The organism is Wolbachia endosymbiont of Menacanthus eurysternus (assembly GCA_029715105.1).
In the GTDB taxonomy this organism is placed as follows: domain Bacteria; phylum Pseudomonadota; class Alphaproteobacteria; order Rickettsiales; family Anaplasmataceae; genus Wolbachia.
The window spans coordinates 482665-498892 of record CP085695.1 but is presented as its reverse complement, the minus strand read 5'-3'; the positions used below and the strand labels follow the sequence as shown (position 1 = coordinate 498892).

Annotated in this window: 27 protein-coding genes and 2 tRNA genes; all 29 read left to right on the top strand. The window is 31.0% G+C overall.

What is annotated here, in order from left to right:
- The first annotated feature begins 535 nt into the window (after window positions 1-535).
- The 29 genes from rpmI (at window position 536) to LJI21_01925 (ending at window position 16169) form a co-directional block, all read left to right on the top strand.
- A complete protein-coding gene (gene rpmI, locus LJI21_02065) occupies window positions 536-733 on the top strand; it encodes a 50S ribosomal protein L35 (protein WFW29968.1) in 198 nt (65 codons plus the stop codon).
- A 29-nt stretch (window positions 734-762) separates the two neighbouring features.
- Window positions 763-1152 carry a 50S ribosomal protein L20 gene (gene rplT, locus LJI21_02060; GenBank protein ID WFW29552.1) on the top strand — a complete coding sequence of 130 codons (390 nt, stop codon included), beginning with the start codon at window positions 763-765 and terminating at the stop codon, window positions 1150-1152.
- Between the two features lies 1 nt (window position 1153).
- On the top strand, window positions 1154-2065 hold the full coding sequence (fmt, locus tag LJI21_02055) for a methionyl-tRNA formyltransferase (protein WFW29551.1): 912 nt from the start codon (window positions 1154-1156) through the stop codon (window positions 2063-2065).
- 419 nt (window positions 2066-2484) lie between these two features.
- Window positions 2485-3618, top strand: coding sequence for a glutamine-hydrolyzing carbamoyl-phosphate synthase small subunit (gene carA, locus LJI21_02050; GenBank protein WFW29550.1), 1134 nt, complete (start codon window positions 2485-2487; stop codon window positions 3616-3618).
- 148 nt (window positions 3619-3766) lie between these two features.
- Window positions 3767-3849: transfer RNA gene (locus LJI21_02045), tRNA-Tyr, on the top strand.
- A 3-nt stretch (window positions 3850-3852) separates the two neighbouring features.
- Window positions 3853-3924, top strand: a tRNA-Gly gene (locus LJI21_02040).
- Between the two features lie 68 nt (window positions 3925-3992).
- Window positions 3993-5168 (top strand): elongation factor Tu, encoded by a 1176-nt coding sequence (gene tuf, locus LJI21_02035; protein ID WFW29549.1) that lies wholly within the window; start codon window positions 3993-3995, stop codon window positions 5166-5168.
- A 6-nt stretch (window positions 5169-5174) separates the two neighbouring features.
- Window positions 5175-5540 carry a 30S ribosomal protein S10 gene (gene rpsJ, locus LJI21_02030; protein ID WFW29548.1) on the top strand — a complete coding sequence of 122 codons (366 nt, stop codon included), beginning with the start codon at window positions 5175-5177 and terminating at the stop codon, window positions 5538-5540.
- On the top strand, window positions 5540-6256 hold the full coding sequence (rplC, locus tag LJI21_02025; GenBank protein ID WFW29547.1) for a 50S ribosomal protein L3: 717 nt from the start codon (window positions 5540-5542) through the stop codon (window positions 6254-6256). Before rpsJ ends, rplC begins: the two co-directional genes overlap by 1 nt.
- Window positions 6257-6264: 8 nt before the next feature.
- Window positions 6265-6879 carry a 50S ribosomal protein L4 gene (gene rplD, locus LJI21_02020; protein ID WFW29546.1) on the top strand — a complete coding sequence of 205 codons (615 nt, stop codon included), beginning with the start codon at window positions 6265-6267 and terminating at the stop codon, window positions 6877-6879.
- Window positions 6876-7166 (top strand): 50S ribosomal protein L23, encoded by a 291-nt coding sequence (locus tag LJI21_02015; GenBank protein ID WFW29545.1) that lies wholly within the window; start codon window positions 6876-6878, stop codon window positions 7164-7166. Before rplD ends, LJI21_02015 begins: the two co-directional genes overlap by 4 nt.
- Window positions 7167-7174: 8 nt before the next feature.
- Complete coding sequence (rplB, locus tag LJI21_02010) at window positions 7175-7990, top strand: 50S ribosomal protein L2 (GenBank protein ID WFW29967.1); 816 nt, start codon at window positions 7175-7177, stop codon at window positions 7988-7990.
- A gap of 3 nt (window positions 7991-7993) precedes the next feature.
- Entirely contained in the window at window positions 7994-8278 is a 285-nt protein-coding gene (gene rpsS, locus LJI21_02005) for a 30S ribosomal protein S19 (GenBank protein WFW29544.1), read from the top strand.
- Between the two features lie 14 nt (window positions 8279-8292).
- The gene (gene rplV, locus LJI21_02000; protein ID WFW29543.1) at window positions 8293-8640 is read left to right on the top strand and encodes a 50S ribosomal protein L22; all 348 of its coding nucleotides are present in this window, start codon (window positions 8293-8295) and stop codon (window positions 8638-8640) included.
- A gap of 42 nt (window positions 8641-8682) precedes the next feature.
- Entirely contained in the window at window positions 8683-9306 is a 624-nt protein-coding gene (gene rpsC / locus LJI21_01995; protein WFW29542.1) for a 30S ribosomal protein S3, read from the top strand.
- Between the two features lie 18 nt (window positions 9307-9324).
- Window positions 9325-9738 carry a 50S ribosomal protein L16 gene (rplP, locus tag LJI21_01990; protein WFW29541.1) on the top strand — a complete coding sequence of 138 codons (414 nt, stop codon included), beginning with the start codon at window positions 9325-9327 and terminating at the stop codon, window positions 9736-9738.
- Window positions 9739-9754: 16 nt separating this feature from the next.
- A complete protein-coding gene (gene rpmC / locus LJI21_01985; GenBank protein ID WFW29540.1) occupies window positions 9755-9982 on the top strand; it encodes a 50S ribosomal protein L29 in 228 nt (75 codons plus the stop codon).
- A gap of 2 nt (window positions 9983-9984) precedes the next feature.
- A complete protein-coding gene (gene rpsQ, locus LJI21_01980) occupies window positions 9985-10215 on the top strand; it encodes a 30S ribosomal protein S17 (GenBank protein ID WFW29539.1) in 231 nt (76 codons plus the stop codon).
- 7 nt (window positions 10216-10222) lie between these two features.
- The gene (gene rplN, locus LJI21_01975) at window positions 10223-10582 is read left to right on the top strand and encodes a 50S ribosomal protein L14 (protein WFW29538.1); all 360 of its coding nucleotides are present in this window, start codon (window positions 10223-10225) and stop codon (window positions 10580-10582) included.
- A gap of 8 nt (window positions 10583-10590) precedes the next feature.
- On the top strand, window positions 10591-10908 hold the full coding sequence (gene rplX / locus LJI21_01970; protein WFW29537.1) for a 50S ribosomal protein L24: 318 nt from the start codon (window positions 10591-10593) through the stop codon (window positions 10906-10908).
- Between the two features lie 9 nt (window positions 10909-10917).
- A complete protein-coding gene (rplE, locus tag LJI21_01965) occupies window positions 10918-11451 on the top strand; it encodes a 50S ribosomal protein L5 (protein ID WFW29536.1) in 534 nt (177 codons plus the stop codon).
- Between the two features lie 23 nt (window positions 11452-11474).
- The gene (gene rpsN, locus LJI21_01960) at window positions 11475-11783 is read left to right on the top strand and encodes a 30S ribosomal protein S14 (protein WFW29535.1); all 309 of its coding nucleotides are present in this window, start codon (window positions 11475-11477) and stop codon (window positions 11781-11783) included.
- A gap of 39 nt (window positions 11784-11822) precedes the next feature.
- Window positions 11823-12218, top strand: coding sequence for a 30S ribosomal protein S8 (gene rpsH, locus LJI21_01955; GenBank protein WFW29534.1), 396 nt, complete (start codon window positions 11823-11825; stop codon window positions 12216-12218).
- A 36-nt stretch (window positions 12219-12254) separates the two neighbouring features.
- Window positions 12255-12803 carry a 50S ribosomal protein L6 gene (gene rplF, locus LJI21_01950; protein WFW29533.1) on the top strand — a complete coding sequence of 183 codons (549 nt, stop codon included), beginning with the start codon at window positions 12255-12257 and terminating at the stop codon, window positions 12801-12803.
- A 5-nt stretch (window positions 12804-12808) separates the two neighbouring features.
- On the top strand, window positions 12809-13183 hold the full coding sequence (locus LJI21_01945) for a 50S ribosomal protein L18 (protein WFW29532.1): 375 nt from the start codon (window positions 12809-12811) through the stop codon (window positions 13181-13183).
- 11 nt (window positions 13184-13194) lie between these two features.
- Window positions 13195-13707 (top strand): 30S ribosomal protein S5, encoded by a 513-nt coding sequence (gene rpsE, locus LJI21_01940; protein WFW29531.1) that lies wholly within the window; start codon window positions 13195-13197, stop codon window positions 13705-13707.
- A gap of 7 nt (window positions 13708-13714) precedes the next feature.
- On the top strand, window positions 13715-14197 hold the full coding sequence (gene rplO / locus LJI21_01935; protein WFW29530.1) for a 50S ribosomal protein L15: 483 nt from the start codon (window positions 13715-13717) through the stop codon (window positions 14195-14197).
- Window positions 14198-14206: 9 nt separating this feature from the next.
- Window positions 14207-15529, top strand: a complete 1323-nt coding sequence (secY, locus tag LJI21_01930; GenBank protein WFW29966.1) for a preprotein translocase subunit SecY — start codon at window positions 14207-14209, stop codon at window positions 15527-15529.
- A 1-nt stretch (window position 15530) separates the two neighbouring features.
- Window positions 15531-16169 carry a nucleoside monophosphate kinase gene (locus tag LJI21_01925; GenBank protein WFW29529.1) on the top strand — a complete coding sequence of 213 codons (639 nt, stop codon included), beginning with the start codon at window positions 15531-15533 and terminating at the stop codon, window positions 16167-16169.
- The last annotated feature ends 59 nt before the right edge of the window (window positions 16170-16228 follow it).

Here is a 16228-nt window from a genome sequence, read left to right as displayed (position 1 = left end):
AGAGAGTTCAGATAAGAGATATTTTTTGATATTTCAAAATAAAATAAAGATAAAGAAAAGTTTCAAATAAAGAACAAGAACTATTATTATTCTAAATAATGTTGGAAAATATTTCATAGTTTTATAAAATAGTTTTTAAGCCTTAAAATAAGTGTAAGTTTAGTTATTGAATTTTATAATATACATGGGGAGGTTGAAATGGTGGCGAATATGTGCTGTTATCGAAATAAATTCAATGGAATTTAAAAGATGGTTAATATTAAAGTGTGTTTAAGTATACTTTAATTATATAATGTGAATGCATTCATATCAGAGAAAGGTAATAATATAATATTAAAGTGTGGATGTTGTTTATATATGTGTATAATGATATATGTTATGTATATAAATATTTTAAATTAGATATATGAGTTGCAATAAAAGTATCTTCAATCAAGTAGAGAGGTTATGATGCACATTTTAGTTTTATGTTTAAGTTAACTCTTTGTTATATTAGAGATATAACGTGGTTTATGGGATTATTTTATATGGTAATATGAAGTTAAAAACTAAGTCTTCTGTTAAAAAGCGCTTTAGTCTTACATCCAGAGGTAAAGTAATTTCTACTCAGTCTGGTAAAAGACATGGTATGATAAAAAGAAGTAAGTCTAATATTCGTAATCAGCGTGGTACGACTATTCTTGGTAAGTCTAGTTCGCGTATAGTTAAACTTTATATGCCTTATGGTGTTTAACATGATAAAATGAGGAGGTGAAATAAGGAATGACTCGAGTGAAACGTGGAGTAACTACTCGTGCTCGTCATAAAAAATTGTTGAAGTTATCAAAGGGATATAGGGGGCGTGCAAAAAATTGTTATAGAATTGCTTTACAGAGAGTTGAAAAGGCGCTTCTGTATGCTTACAGAGATAGAAGAAACCGTAAGCGTCATTTTCGTAGTTTGTGGATAATGCGTATTAATGCAGCAGCAAGAGAGCATGGGCTCACTTATAGTAAGTTAATGTACGGCCTTAATCTTATGGGGATTAGCTTAAATAGGAAAATTCTTGCAGAAATGGCTGTTAATTATAAAGATGCTTTTGTAAAGTTGATAGGATTTATTAATAATGATAGGAGGGTTGATGACAGAAAGTTGATTGTTAAAACGATATGAGATGAGAATTGTTTTTATGGGGTCGTCAAAATTTGCTGTCAGTGCGTTGAATTTATTGTTAAAATCTGAAAACAAAGTAGTAGCAGTATATACTAAAATCCCAAAGCCTTCGGGACGTGGGTATAAATTAGGAAAGTCTCCGATACATGTTATTGCTGAAGAAAATGGTGTGGAGGTGCGTATTCCTATATCTTTAAAAACTTCTTTAGAAGAAAGACGGTTTAAAGAATTAAAGCCAGATATTGCAGTTATTGCTGCGTATGGGTTAATAATTCCGAAAGAAATTTTATATATTCCTAGATATGGCTGTATCAATATTCATCCTTCACTCTTGCCTAGATGGCGAGGTGCAGCTCCAATACAACATACAATTTTAGCTGGAGATTATGAAACTGGAGTTAGTATTATGCGTCTGAACGAAAAATTAGATTCTGGTCCAATTTTAAAACAAGAAAAATTTCTTATTGAAAAAAGTGATAATTATAAAACTTTACATGATAGATTATCTATATTAGGTAGCTATCTATTGATAGAGGTATTAAATAATATTGAAAAACAAGTTCCCTTAGAGCAAAATGATAATAATGCTTGTTATGCTAATAAAGTAGAAGATTATAGAATTTATGCTAATGATACTTGTGAAGTTGCTTATAGAAAGGTTAAAGCTTTTTATCCTAAGGCATTTATTAAGATATGGAATAAACGCATTAGAGTACTGGATGCAGATTTTAAATTGGATTCTTCTTTAGTTCCTTTGATACGAGGCGAGATTATTAATAATGATATGCATATAAGTTTTACAGGTGGTACTTTAATCCCTAAAATTGTTCAAATGGAAGGAAGAAGTCCTTCTAATATTAAGGATTTTATTTGCGGATTAAGGTTTAATATATTAAAGAAGTTTATAGAGTAGGGTTGTATTGTATTTTCAGTAGTAAAAGAAGGTACACGGTAAAACGCAGCATATTTTATTAGTATGGGTTTTATATGAGTTTTTATATTTGCATATAATTAAGGATATCTATTTTTGTTCTAAAATATTATTGCGAATATATGTTGATTTGTTATATAGGTTTTGTTTCTTTTAAGAAGAGGATATTTAGTTTGGTTTGTTCAGATTTATTTCTCAAGTTTGATTCGGTTAAATTATAGAAATAAATATTATACTTTTCATTTTAAAGAGGAGAGATAGTATATTAAAAATTTTGTGTTATTTTCTATGATTCGCATTTGTTCAGGATAAAATTTAAAGTTTTAAATAGGTAGGGGTTTGTTATTAAAATTTTGTGTACTGCTATTTTAATAGAGAGAGGGGGAGGATATATATTTATAGTGCAAGATGCAATTTTAGTCTTACAAGATGGCAAATATTTTCTAGGAAGGTCAATAGGTAAAGAAGGTAAATGTATAGGTGAAATTTGTTTTACTACTGGTATTACTGGCTATCAGCATACTATAACTGATCCTTCTTTTGCCAATCAAATTATAATGTTTACTTTTCCTCATATTGGTAATATTGGGATAAATAAGAAAGATAATGAGGGAGGAAGAAAAATTGTTGCAAGTGGTATAATTGTACGTGAGCTTTCTTATGCATCTCATCCTTCATCGTGTATTAGTTTAGATGATTGGTTAAAGAGAAATGATGTAGTTGGAATATCAGGAGTTGATACAAGAGCCTTGACAAGGCATTTACAAAAGTACAGACCACAAAGTGGTATTATATGTAAATTTTCAGTATCTGATGCAGAAAGGATTTACAGTGATCGAATGACTTTTGTGATTAAATCTCTTTTAAATGAGTTAAGGGGATATAAACCATTAAATGGAATAGAGATAATTAATAAAGTTAGTTTGAGTAATAATATCATTAAAAATGATCTTAATGCAAAATATAAAGTTGTAGTAGTTGATTTTGGTGTAAAGACTAGTATAATTTCGCGTTTAATAGAACTTGGTTGTGCAATCGAACTAATTAAACCTGATGAAGGTCTTGCGAAAAAAGTATTGAGTATGAATCCAGATGGAGTAGTACTTTCAAATGGCCCAGGAAATCCACAAGAAATAGGAAAAAATGTGATTTCAGAGATAGATATTATTGTAAAATCTAAAGTACCAATTTTTGGTATATGTATGGGTCATCAATTACTTGCAATTACTTTTGGGGCAAAAACATTTAAAATGAAAGTTGGTCATCGAGGAAACAATCATCCAGTTTATAACATAAATAATAGAAGAATTGAAATTACCAGTCAAAATCATGGATTTGTTGTTGATCCTTCCTCTTTGCCAAGTGAAGTTGAGATTACTCATATTTCTTTATTTGATAATAGTGTAGAAGGAATTATGGTAAAAAATTATCCTGTTTTTTCTGTACAATATCATCCAGAGGAAGCTCCAGGTACGCATGATTCGCATTATTTATTTAGGGATTTTATTAAAAATATTGAGTTATATAAAATGTGATTTTATGGGATTTTATTTTAAATTTTTATTGCTTGATTTTTTAGTTTTAGATGCATATAATGCAACGATATTAGTTTTATATGATGATATCGAAATATTGGGTTTGTAAATTGGGTTGAGTAGTATTTATGTCTCGACTAGTTTTTGTGGAGGAGTGACCGAGTGGTTAAAGGTAACAGACTGTAAATCTGTCCGCTAATGCGTACGTAGGTTCGAATCCTACCTCCTTCATCTGCGGGTATAGCTCAATTGGTAGAGTTCTAGCCTTCCAAGCTAGCGAAGTGGGTTCGAATCCCACTATCCGCTCTTTTTTGTTGTATTTTGATAAAATCGTTTTAATATTAAGTATTGGGTTTTAGGTAGAATTTTTAGTTATGGCACGAGTAGTAGAAGCATTTGGTAAGCCGCATATAAATGTGGGAACGATAGGACATGTAGATCATGGAAAGACTACGTTGACAGCGGCAATAACGAAGTATTATGGGAGTTTTGTACCGTATGATCAAATAGATAAAGCACCGGAGGAAAGGAAAAGAGGAATAACGATAGCAACAGCGCACGTTGAATATCATACAGAGAAGAGACATTATGCGCACGTTGATTGTCCAGGACATGCTGATTATGTAAAAAATATGATAGTTGGTGCGGCACAAATGGATGCTGCAATATTAGTTGTGTCTGGTGTTGATGGTCCTATGCCGCAAACAAGAGAACATATATTGCTAGCGAAGCAGGTTGGTGTTAGAAATATTGTAGTGTATATTAATAAGGCTGATGTTGCTGATCATGATATGATTGGTTTAGTAGAAATGGAAATTAGAGAGTTATTAACGAAGTACGGTTTTCACGGAGATGAAGTGCCATTTGTTGTAGGTTCTGCGTTGAAAGTATTAGAAGGTGATGAAAGTGGTGAGTATGGAAAGAAATCAGTGGATAAATTGATGAGTGCATTGGATGAATATGTACCGGATCAACCAAGACCTGTAGATTTGCCATTTTTGATGCCAATAGAGGATGTGTTTTCGATATCTGGTCGTGGAACGGTAGTAACGGGGAGAATAGAAAAGGGAGAAATAAAGACTGGAGAGGAGGTGGAAATAATAGGATTAAAGACAACACAGAAAACCATATGTACAGGTGTTGAGATGTTTAAGAAGCTATTAGATAAAGGATGTGCAGGGTTGAATGTAGGGATATTGCTAAGAGGGACAAAAAGAGAAGAAGTTGAAAGGGGACAGGTATTAGCAAAACCAGGGACTATAACGCCTCACAGGAAGTTTAAGGCTGAGATATATGTCTTAAAGAAGGAGGAAGGAGGTAGACATACGCCGTTTTTTGCAAATTATCAACCTCAGTTTTATATAAGAACGACTGATGTAACTGGAAGTATAAGATTATTGGAGGGAAAAGAGATGGTAATGCCCGGGGATGATGTAAGAATAGAAGTAGAATTACAGGCACCGATAGCGATGGATAAGGGTTTACGTTTTGCGATAAGGGAGGGTGGTAAAACTGTTGGCTCTGGTATTGTATCTGAAATTTTGGAGTAAAGAGTTGTGGTAGATGAAGTAGAACAAGTTGCTTACATCGTAAGCAAGGCTTTCGATTGTTCAAAATTAGAGAAATATGTTAGGGAGTTTGTATGTGGATTTAAGGATAAGTTTAAACACTCTGATGCAAAGTTATCAGGTCCTGTTGCGCTTCCGAGAAGTGATTTTAAGTTTGATGTTGGTAGGTCTCCCCACGTTGATAAAAAGTCTCATGAGCAATTTGAAAAGAGGACTTCTGAGCGTTTGGTTGTTTTATATGGCCTTACTCCTGCTATGATGCAGATGCTTGGAGATTCGTCATTTTTTCCACCCCCACCTCCAGGTGTAGAGATTTATTTAAAGATTAAAAAAATTCTTAAAAAGGGAAAATGATGAGAAGAGTGGGTTCATCGAGAAGAATTGGTTTGCTGATGAGGAATGTTGGTCATACTTCTTTGTATTTTAATTTTAGTCGTATAGCTGTAACTTTATTATATCTTGATGAGACATATATTCTAGATATAAAGAAGCAGGACAAATGCGGTTATAATTCAGTCATTTTAGGTACAGGAGATTTGCAAAAAATTGCAAAACCTCAATTAGGATTCTTAAAGAAGAATGGGATAAGTGGTAAATATAAGTTATATGAATCTAGATTAAATGATCTTTCTGGAATAGAATGCGGTAAAAGAGTTGGGGTTAATCATTTTGTGATTGGTCAGTATCTTGATATTATTGGTTATTCTATAGGTAAGGGGTTTGCTGGTGTAATAAAGAGGCATGGTTTTAGTGGTCTTAGAGCGTCTCATGGTGTTTCTATTTCTCATAGAACGCAAGGTTCTACTGGTCAATGTCAAGATCCTGGTAGGGTGTTTAAGGGAAAGAAGATGGCTGGTCATTTAGGTAGCAGTAGGGTAACTGTTCATAACATGAAAGTGTTGTTTATCGATTATGAGGATAGCTTAATTGCTGTAAGAGGTAATAATATTCCTGGATTTAAAAACTCGTATGTTTTCGTGAGAGATGCAATTAAAAAACCATTACATAAAGATATTTGTTTTTCTATTGGTTTGTTTTCAGATGCAAATAATAATAGTATTAATGGGTGAATAGTTCTATGGAGTGTAAATTAGTAAATTTGTTTAATGATGATTTGGGTACTGTTAAGCTTAATCCTATGATTTTTTCTGTTAAACAGAAGTTGATCATTTTATATGATATAGTTAAATGGCAGTTATCGAAAAGAAGGGCTGGTACTCGTAAAGTTAAAGGGATTAGTGATGTTTCCGGTACTACGGCTAAGCCTTATAGTCAAAAGCGTACTGGTAGGGCGAGACATGGGAGTTTGCGTTCTCCTCAATTTAGAGGAGGTGGAATTGTTTTTGGTCCTGTTGTTAGGAGCCATGCTTATTTTCTTAATAAAAAGGTACGTAAATTTGGTTTAAAGATCGCTTTATCTTTAAAGTATTCTATTAATCAATTAGTAATTCTTGATAGTTTGAATGTTGATGTAAAAAAAACGTCTGAGATGCGCAAATATATTGAAAATTTTAAGTTTTCTTCTTTTTTAATAGTTGGTAACTATGGGGATAGTTTGTTACGTGCTACTAGAAATTTGAGCAATATAAGTTTAATCAAGCCTATTGGGTTAAATGTTTTTGATATATTAAATCATGAGTGTGTGATGTTGACAAATGATACTTTAAAGTATCTTGAAGGTAGGTTATTATGATTAAATATAATAGCGTGATAAAGTATCCTATAGTTACAGAAAAGTCTTCTTTTTTGAGAGAGAAGTTTAATAGGTATTCTTTGTATGTTTCTGTAAATGTAAATAAATATAAGATAAGGTTAACGATAGAATCTTTGTTTGGCGCTAAGGTTTCTTCTCTAAATGTTATTAGAGTTAAACCTAAACGTAGCTGCTTTAAGGGTATAATTGGTTATGAGAAACGAAGAAAAAAGGTCTATTTTTCTTTAATGAATCATCAAAAATTAGATATAATGGGTGGTGTTTAGCCATGGATATGATGAAATGTTTTAATCCCACTACTCCTTCCTCTCGTGGAACTGTATTGGTGAATAGGACTGGTTTATCAAAATATAAACCAGAGAAGCTTCTTACGTTTGGTAAAAAATCTAGTGGTGGGAGGAATAGTTATGGTAGAATTACAACTCGTCATAGAGGTGGTGGTCATAAAAGGAAATATAGAATTATAGATTTTAAACGTAACAGAGACGATCAGGGAATAATTGAGAAAATAGAGTATGATCCAAATAGGAGTGGTTTTTTAGCGCTGGTATCATATAGTGGTGTTAAGTCTTATATACTTGCACCACAGAATGTTAAGCCTGGTGATATTGTAGTGTCAGGTAATAATGCTGATATATTACCTGGTAATTGTTTACCATTAAGGTATATACCCGTTGGATCTTTCGTTCATGGTGTTGAGTTAAAACCCGGTAATGGTGCTGTAATCGCTAGGGCTGCTGGTTGTTATGCACAAATTGTAGGTCGTGATGGTGATTATGTTTTATTGCACCTGAGATCTGGTCAAGTTAGATTGGTTTTGTCTTCTTGTAAAGCTACTGTTGGTATGATGTCTAATCCTAATCATAAGAATAAAAAATTGGGTAAAGCGGGAAGAAATAGATGGTTAGGAATTAGGCCTACTGTTCGTGGTGTTGCTATGAATCCCGTTGATCATCCTCATGGTGGTGGAGAGGGAAGAACTTCTGGTGGTCGTCATCCTGTTACTCTTTGGGGAGTTGCAACAAAAGGAAAGAAAACTAGAAATAAAAATAAACTTAGTAATAAATATATAAAACAATTGAAAGGTTAAATTATGAGTAGATCTGTATGGAAGCCACCTTTTTGTCATCCATCTGTGTTAAAATTAGTAAATAGAGTTTTAAGAGAGGGTTCTATTAATAAGGTTATTAAGATTCACTCTAGAGCCTCTGTGATTCTTCCTAGCTGTTTAGGTTTGAAGTTTGCTGTTTATAATGGTAAAGATTATATTCCGGTTAATGTTAATAATCAAAATATGATAGGTCATAAGTTTGGTGAATTTTCTCCTACTCGTAAATTTATTGGACATAATAGCGATAAAAAAGTAGTGAGAAGGTAAAAATAGGGGTTAGTATGAAAGATAAATGTGCAGTGATTAAAGCTGGTTCTGAAGTATTAAAATCTACTCCTCGCAAGTTGAATTTGGTTGCTAATTTAATACGTAATAAGGATGTTTCTTTCGCTGTTATGCAGTTAAAGTTTTGTGAAAAGAAAGCTGCTGGTCTCATAGAGAAAGTACTGAATGCTGCAATTGCTAATGCTCAGTATAATTATGGATTAGATATTGATAATTTATATATAAAAGAAATTTTAATAGGTAAGTCTTTTACTTTGCGTAGAGTGCTGCCAAGGGCAATGGGCAGAACTAATAGGATTGTTAAGCGTTATAGTAATATAACTATAAAATTAGGAGAATTATAAAATTTCGAGGAACGAGGTTAATGGGGAGGAAAGTTTAGAGATATGGGGCAAAAAGTTAATCCTATAGGGTTTAGATTAAAGATAAATACTAGTAATACCTGGGATTCTATTTGGTATGCTACTAATAAAGATTATAAGGTAAAATTACATCAGGATTTGTATATACGTAGTTATATAAATGAATCCTTTAGAAATACTAGTCTTTCTAGGATAATCATAGAACGTAAGATTGATTTAGTATCTGTAACGATATATTCTTCTAGACCAGGAATAATAATAGGTAAGAAAGGTTTAGATGTTGAAAAGATAAAACGAAAGATAGCAGAAGAGATAAAGAATAATGTGGAAATAAATGTAGTAGGAATAAAAAGACCTGAAATAGATGCATCTTTAATATCGAGTAATATAGCGCAACAATTAGAGAAACGTATTTCATTTAGAAGAGCAATGAAGAAGGCTATTCAGAGTTGCTTGAGAATGGGAGGTGGTGGCATTAAAGTAAGTTGTTCTGGACGTCTAGGTGGAGTTGAAATAGCTCGTACTGAATGGTATAAAGAGGGTCGTTTGCCATTGCATACTTTACGTGCTAATATAGATTATGCCTTTTGCAAGGCAAAAACTATATATGGTATTATAGGAGTTAAGGTCTGGGTTTATGTTGTTTAATTGAGGAGGTAGTGTTAGATGTTTATCCCTAAAAAGAGTAAGTATAGAAAGGCATTTAAGGGAAGAGTTAGTGGCAATACAAAGGGTGGTAATGTTTTGTCTTTTGGTAGTTATGGATTAAAGGCTGTAGAAGCAGGTAGAGTTCAATCTAAACACATTGAAACTGTAAGGCGCGTGATATCTAGGACATTAAAGCGTTCTGGTAAAATATGGATAAGAATTTTTCCGGGTATTCCTGTTAGTAAAAAGCCTGCAGATGTACGTATGGGTAAGGGGAAGGGTAGTGTTGAATTTTGGATATTTAGAGTAAAGCCTGGCCGGGTGTTATTTGAGATTAGTGGTGATGTTTCAATGCATTTGGCAAAATTAGCGCTTGAGAAGGCAACTGCAAAGCTTCCTCTAAAATGTAGGTTTATATCTCATAGTTGTTGAGTATAGTGTTATTGTGATGGATATAAATGATATTAGATTAAAGTCTTCGCAAGAGTTATATGAAATTCTTATAAATTTGAGAAAAGAATTTGTTAATTTAGTTTTTCAAAAAAAAATAGGACAGTGTAATAATATTTTACGTTTTATTTTAATAAAAAAAAGTATAGCTCGTGTTTTAACTATTTTAAACGAGAGGAGAGTAGTAGAGAAAGAAAGAGCAAGGAGTAAAAGGAGAAAGAAATAAATATGTCTAGGAAATTTTATGGTATTGTAACTAGGGTTAAGTGTAATAAAACTATAAAGGTTTCTTTATTGCGTGTTTATAGGAATAAATTTTACAAGAAAATTATAAAGAGATATAAAAAGTATACCGTTCATGATGAAAATAACGTATGTAGAGAAGGAGATAGAGTTCTTATACAAGAACATAAACCCGTTTCTGCTACTAAAAAGTGGATTGCTACTCGAATTGAATGAGGTTGAAATGATTCAAAAAAATACATTATTAGATGTAGCAGATAATTCTGGTGCACGTGAAGCGCTTTGTATTGGTTTATTAGGTGGAAGAAGATTTGCATCCATAGGTGATATAATTGTTGTATCCGTTAAATCCATCAACCCGAAAGGGAAAGTAGAGAAGGGAGGAGTATACAGAGCTGTTGTTGTTAGAGTAAGAAGTCGTGTTAGAAAATTTGATAGCTCTGTAATTTATTTTTCTAGTAATGCTGTAGTTTTAATTGATAATCAGGGCGAGCCTATTGGTACTCGAGTATTTGGTCCAATTAAAAAGTTACAATCTAGTTTTTTTATGAAAATAATGTCATTAGCTGTTGAGGTTTTATAAAGGTATATATGAGCGCAAAAATAAGAAGCGGTGACGATGTTGTAATTTTAGTTGGTAAAGATAGGGGAAGAACTGGTAAGATAGTTAAGATCATTGTATGTGATTCTAAGAAAAAAGCTATTGTTTCTGGAATTAATATATGTAAGAGACATACAAAACCGAAAGCTGGTAGTAGTGGTGGTATAATTAGTAAAGAGTTAGCTATTGATGTATCTAATATTGCAATATTAGATCCTAGATATAAAGCTCCAACTAGGGTTGGATTTAAAATTTTAAATGGTAAAAAAGTGCGTTTTGCAAAGATTTCCGGGGATCTTTTAGATTAGGGGTTATAAATGTTTAAAGAATTATATAAAGATAATATAGTGAAGTGTTTAAAAAATAAGTTTAGTTATAGTAATTTGATGCAAGTACCTAAACTTGTTAAGATATGTATTAATATGGGTATTGGAGATGCTGCAATGAATAATAAAGTGATAAATGAGCCTTTTGATAATTTATATCTAATTGCAGGACAAAAGCCTGTATTAACATTTGCAAAAAAATCTATTTCTGGTTTTAAAATAAGAAAGGGTGTTGTAGTAGGCTGCAAGGTTACTTTGCGTAGAAATAGAATGTATGAATTTTTAGAAAGGTTAGTGTATATTGCTTTACCAAGAGAAAAAGATTTTAGAGGATTTAGCATGAAACAGTTTGACGGCAATGGTAATTTTTCCTTCGGAATAAAGGAATATATTTCATTTTTAGAAGTAGATTATGATAAAGTAAGTAAAATTAGAGGTATGGATATTAATATTGTAACAAGTACAACTAATGATAAAGAAGCAAAAGAGCTGTTGTTAGCTTTTAATTTTCCATTTTTTGATTAATTGATTGGAGTGTTTATAAAAATATGGCAAAAAAATCTATAGTACAAAGAAACCTCCGTAGAGTGAGATTATGTTCTCAGTATAAAGAACAAAGAAAAAGGTTGAAGTCTATAATAAATGATAGAAATATATCGATAAGTGAGAGGTTTGCGGCTCAGAATAAATTAGTTAAGAAATTACCTAGGGACTCCTCCCAAACAAGAATAAGAAATAGGTGTGCATTAACTGGGAGATCAAGAGGAGTATATAGAAAATTTGGTTTATGTAGGATTGTTTTGCGTGATTTGTGTTCTTTTGGGAAGATTCCAGGGGTTATAAAATCTAGTTGGTAGAAAATTTATATGTGATTAAGTATTTTAGGAGTGTGAATTGTGTCATTATCTGATAGTGTTGGTGATTTTTTAACAAGAATACGTAATGCTCAGTTGGCGATGCATAGAACAACAAGAGTTTTGTTTTCTAATATAAATTTTTCTATACTGAAAATTTTAAAAGATGAAGGATATATTCTTAGTTATAAGAAGGATATTGTGCGTGGTATGTCTACTTTTATAGTAGAGTTGAAGTATCATGAAAAGTTACCTGTAATTCATGATATAACGAGGATATCAAAACCAGGTTGTCGTAGTTATTTTAAATATAAGAATCTTGCTAAGGCGTATAATGGTCTTGGTATATATATTATATCTACTTCTAAGGGAGTAATGACTGATTATAATGCACATAAATTGAAAATCGGTGGAGAAGTATTATGTCGTGTATTTTAAAAATAAGTAAAATAAGTTGGAGTTAGAAGAAAAATTATGTCTCGTATTGGTGCTGCGCCTATTAATATTCCTGTTGGTATTTCAGTTGAGTGTAGTGATAATGGTAACGTATTGATAAAAAATGATAAAGTGGAAAAAAGAATTAGATTATGTAGTGGTATTATTTGTAATATTGTTAATAATCAATTGTTACTTTCCGTTGATCAAAATAAAGTCAATCTTAGTAAGGTAAAGTCTATATGGGGTGCTTATAGGAGTAATATTAAGAATATTATTAATGGTATGATTAATAATTTTTCTGTTGATCTTGAAGTTAGTGGTATTGGATATAAGGCAGAATGTAATGACAAGTATTTGACTTTATATCTTGGTTATAGTCATAATGTGAAATATAAAATACCTAGGGATATCGAGATTAAATGTATAAAACCAACTCAGTTAATAGTAAGCAGTATGGATAAACAAAAGGCCTATATGATAGCATCTGATATATGTAGAATTAGAAAATATGATCCATATAAGGGAAAAGGTATTACTATAAAAGGTAGATTTATATTACGTAAAGTTGTAACTAAGAAGAAGTAATTGGTATGAGAAAAAGAAAATTATTTAATTTTTTAGATAGTTTTGAAAAAAGAAAGCTACGTAATAGAAAGAAGTTGAATTATTCTAAATGTTTGCGTATATCTATATTTAAGTCTAACAGGCATTTTTATGTTCAATTAATTAATGATGAAAAAGGAGCGACTCTTGTTTCAGCTTCTACCTTGGATCCTGCGATTAGGAGTGTATGTAATGGTAGAATTAATTCTGAAGCTATAAAGCATGTTTCACATTTAATGATTGAACGTTTATCTAATATAAAATTGGAACAGAGATTAGTGTTAGATTGTGGGGCATATAAGTATTCTGGATTAATTTCTCAGTTTACTGAGAATTTGAGGAAATCTGGATTTATTTTTTAGAGATTTTAAATATGGCTGTAAAAAATTTACAAAATAATAGTGATTTATCAGAACTTTTGGTTTCAGTGCGAAGAGTGACAACTGTTACTAAAGGTGGTAGGAGATTTTCGTTTTCTATTTTAGTTGTTGTTGGAGATGAAAGAGGTAGAGTTGGATGTGGAATGGGAAAACACGCGGAAGTTGCTGAGGCAAGAATGAAAGCTGTGAGTGCTGCAAAAAAATCAATGATAAGGGTATATTTACGTGAAGGTAGAACTTTGCATCATGATATTAAAGCTAAATTTTGCTCTGGTGAAATAGTTTTAAGATCAGCTAAAGCTGGAACAGGTATTATTGCTGGTGGAGCAATTAGATCACTTTTTGAAGTGCTTGGTATAAAAGACGTAGTAGCCAAATCTACAAGATCAAATAATCCGCATAATGTTATATGTGCAGTATTTAAGGCTTTTGGTAGTATGTTGTCTCCTCGCCAAATAGCGGGAAAGAGGGGTAAGAAAGTCAGTGAAATAATTGGAAATAGGTAAAAATATTATGAGTAATATTGAAAAATTAAATTTTATATTTACTGGATTATCAAAAAAGAAGAAGTCTAAATTATTAGGTAGGGGTATTGGTTGCGGAAAAGGTAAAACATCTGGTAGAGGACATAAGGGACAAAAGGCTAGAAGTGGTGTTTCTATAAATGGATTTGAAGGAGGGCAGCAATCTATATATACTCGATTGCCTAAAAGGGGTTTTAATTCTATGCATAAAAAAGATATGCATTCTATTATTAATATTGGTGATATTCAACGTTTGATAGAAACCAAGAAAATAATAGTGAATGGCGATTCTATTATAATAGATAAGGTAATATTACATAAATTAGGTTTAATAAAGTCTATTAAAAGTAGAATTAAACTTCTTAATAGAGGTAAGTTGAATGAAAAGTGTATATTTTATGTTGATTCTGCATCGAGAGCTGCAAAAAATTCTGTAGTTTCAGTTAATGGTAGCGTGAATATTTTATTATAAAAATATATGGTGAGTAATAAATCTATATTTGGTAGCTTAGATTCTACTTTCTTGTATAAGAGTGATTTGTTAAAACGCATATTTTTTACGTTAATTGCTTTGATTTGTTATCGTATAGGTACTTATGTACCTATTCCAGGAATTAACCTTGATATAATTAATGATATATTTCCCAAGAGGGGTTTTGGTGTTTTTGGAGTATTTAATTTATTTTCCGGTGGTGCGTTAGCAAGAATTACAATTTTAGCTTTAAGTGTTATGCCATATATAGTTGCGTCTATAGTTATGCAATTGTTATCTTCTATTACTAAGGGGATTAATGAGGTAAAAAATGATGGTGAATTAGGGCGTCGGAGAATGAATTCTTATATACGATGTGTGACTATATTATTTTGTATATTTCAATCAATTCCTATCTTAATAGGATTAGAAAAAATGAATAGAGAGGGTGTATTAGTTGTAGTTGAACCTGGTTTTGTATTTCGTATAGTTGGTGTTTTTAGCCTTTTAGGTGGAACTATGTTTTTAATATGGTTAGGAGAACAAATTAGTATTAATGGCATAGGCAATGGTATTTCATTAATTATATTTACTGGTATAATATCTGAATTACATAGTGCTTTTTCATCTTTGTTAACATTAAACAAAAGCGGTAGTATATCGTTGCTTGTTATTCTTTTTATTTTATTAGTGTTTTTTTTATTATTGCTTTTAGTTATTTTTGTAGAGTCTTCTTATAGAAAAGTTATAGTTCAATATCCTAAAAGGCAGTTTAAAAAATTACATAATGATGATTTTACTTACATTCCATTAAAGATTAATTTATCTGGTGTAATACCAACTATTTTTGCTAATGCAATTTTACTTACACCTATTTCAATTGCAAATTTTTATAAGGGGAATGTTTTTTCTGATTTTATTTTGAATTTTTTTATGACGAATAAAGTAGTTTATATTGTAGTTTATTTAATACTTATAGTATTTTTTAATTTTTTTTATACTAATTTTGTATTTAGTCCAGAAGAAAATGCTGATTTTCTTAAGAAGAATGGTGGTTTTATACCTGGTAGGAGACCTGGAAAACATACTTCTAATTATCTTCAGGATATAGTTTTTAAATTGACTTTTATTGGTTCTGCATATTTAGTACTTATATGTGCTATACCTGAGGTTATAAGATATTGTTATGATATACCGTTTATTTTTGGTGGAACTAGTTTATTGATTATAGTTAATGTTATCACTGATACTATTATTCAAGTACAGTCTTATATTTTTTCAAGTAGATATGATAGTTGGATAAAAAAGTATGAGTCTAAAAAATTAAAGTGAGATGATTATTGTAATTTTTGGTCCTCCTGGTTCTGGTAAGGGTACTCAATCAAGTTTATTATCAGCGAGGTATAATTTGAAGTTGGTTTCAGTTGGAGATTTGTTGAGGGATATTATATCTAGTAATAGTGAATTAGGTAGGGAAATAAGGAATATTGTAGAATTAGGTAGCTTAGTTCAGGATAGAATTATGTATAGATTATTGTATAATCAACTTATGTTAGTGGATGATAATTTTTTACTGGATGGTTTTCCTAGAAATTTAAATCAAGCTCGTTTTTTGACTCGATTTCTTTTGAAAAAATACAATAGAGATGTAGATATTGTTATTGAATTGCAGCTTGATAATGAAGTTGTATCTAAAAGATTGAGGGATCGTTTTATATGTTTAAGTTGCAAAAGTATATATAGTATATCTTCATTTAAGAATGATTATTTTATTTGTGTAAAATGTGGAAGTACAAGATTAAAAAAGAGAATTGATGATTCCAATTTATTTTCAATTAATAAAAGAATTAGTGAATATCATATTCAAATAAAAAATTTGCGTGAGTATTATAAAGATAAATTGTTAATTGTTGATGCTAGTTTTAATATTGATCAAGTAAGACGAGAAATAGAAAGTAAAATATTTTTATAATTTAAGCTTGACTCTATTCTGTTTTATGATATGAATTAGGTTATTATTTTAAAATAAAG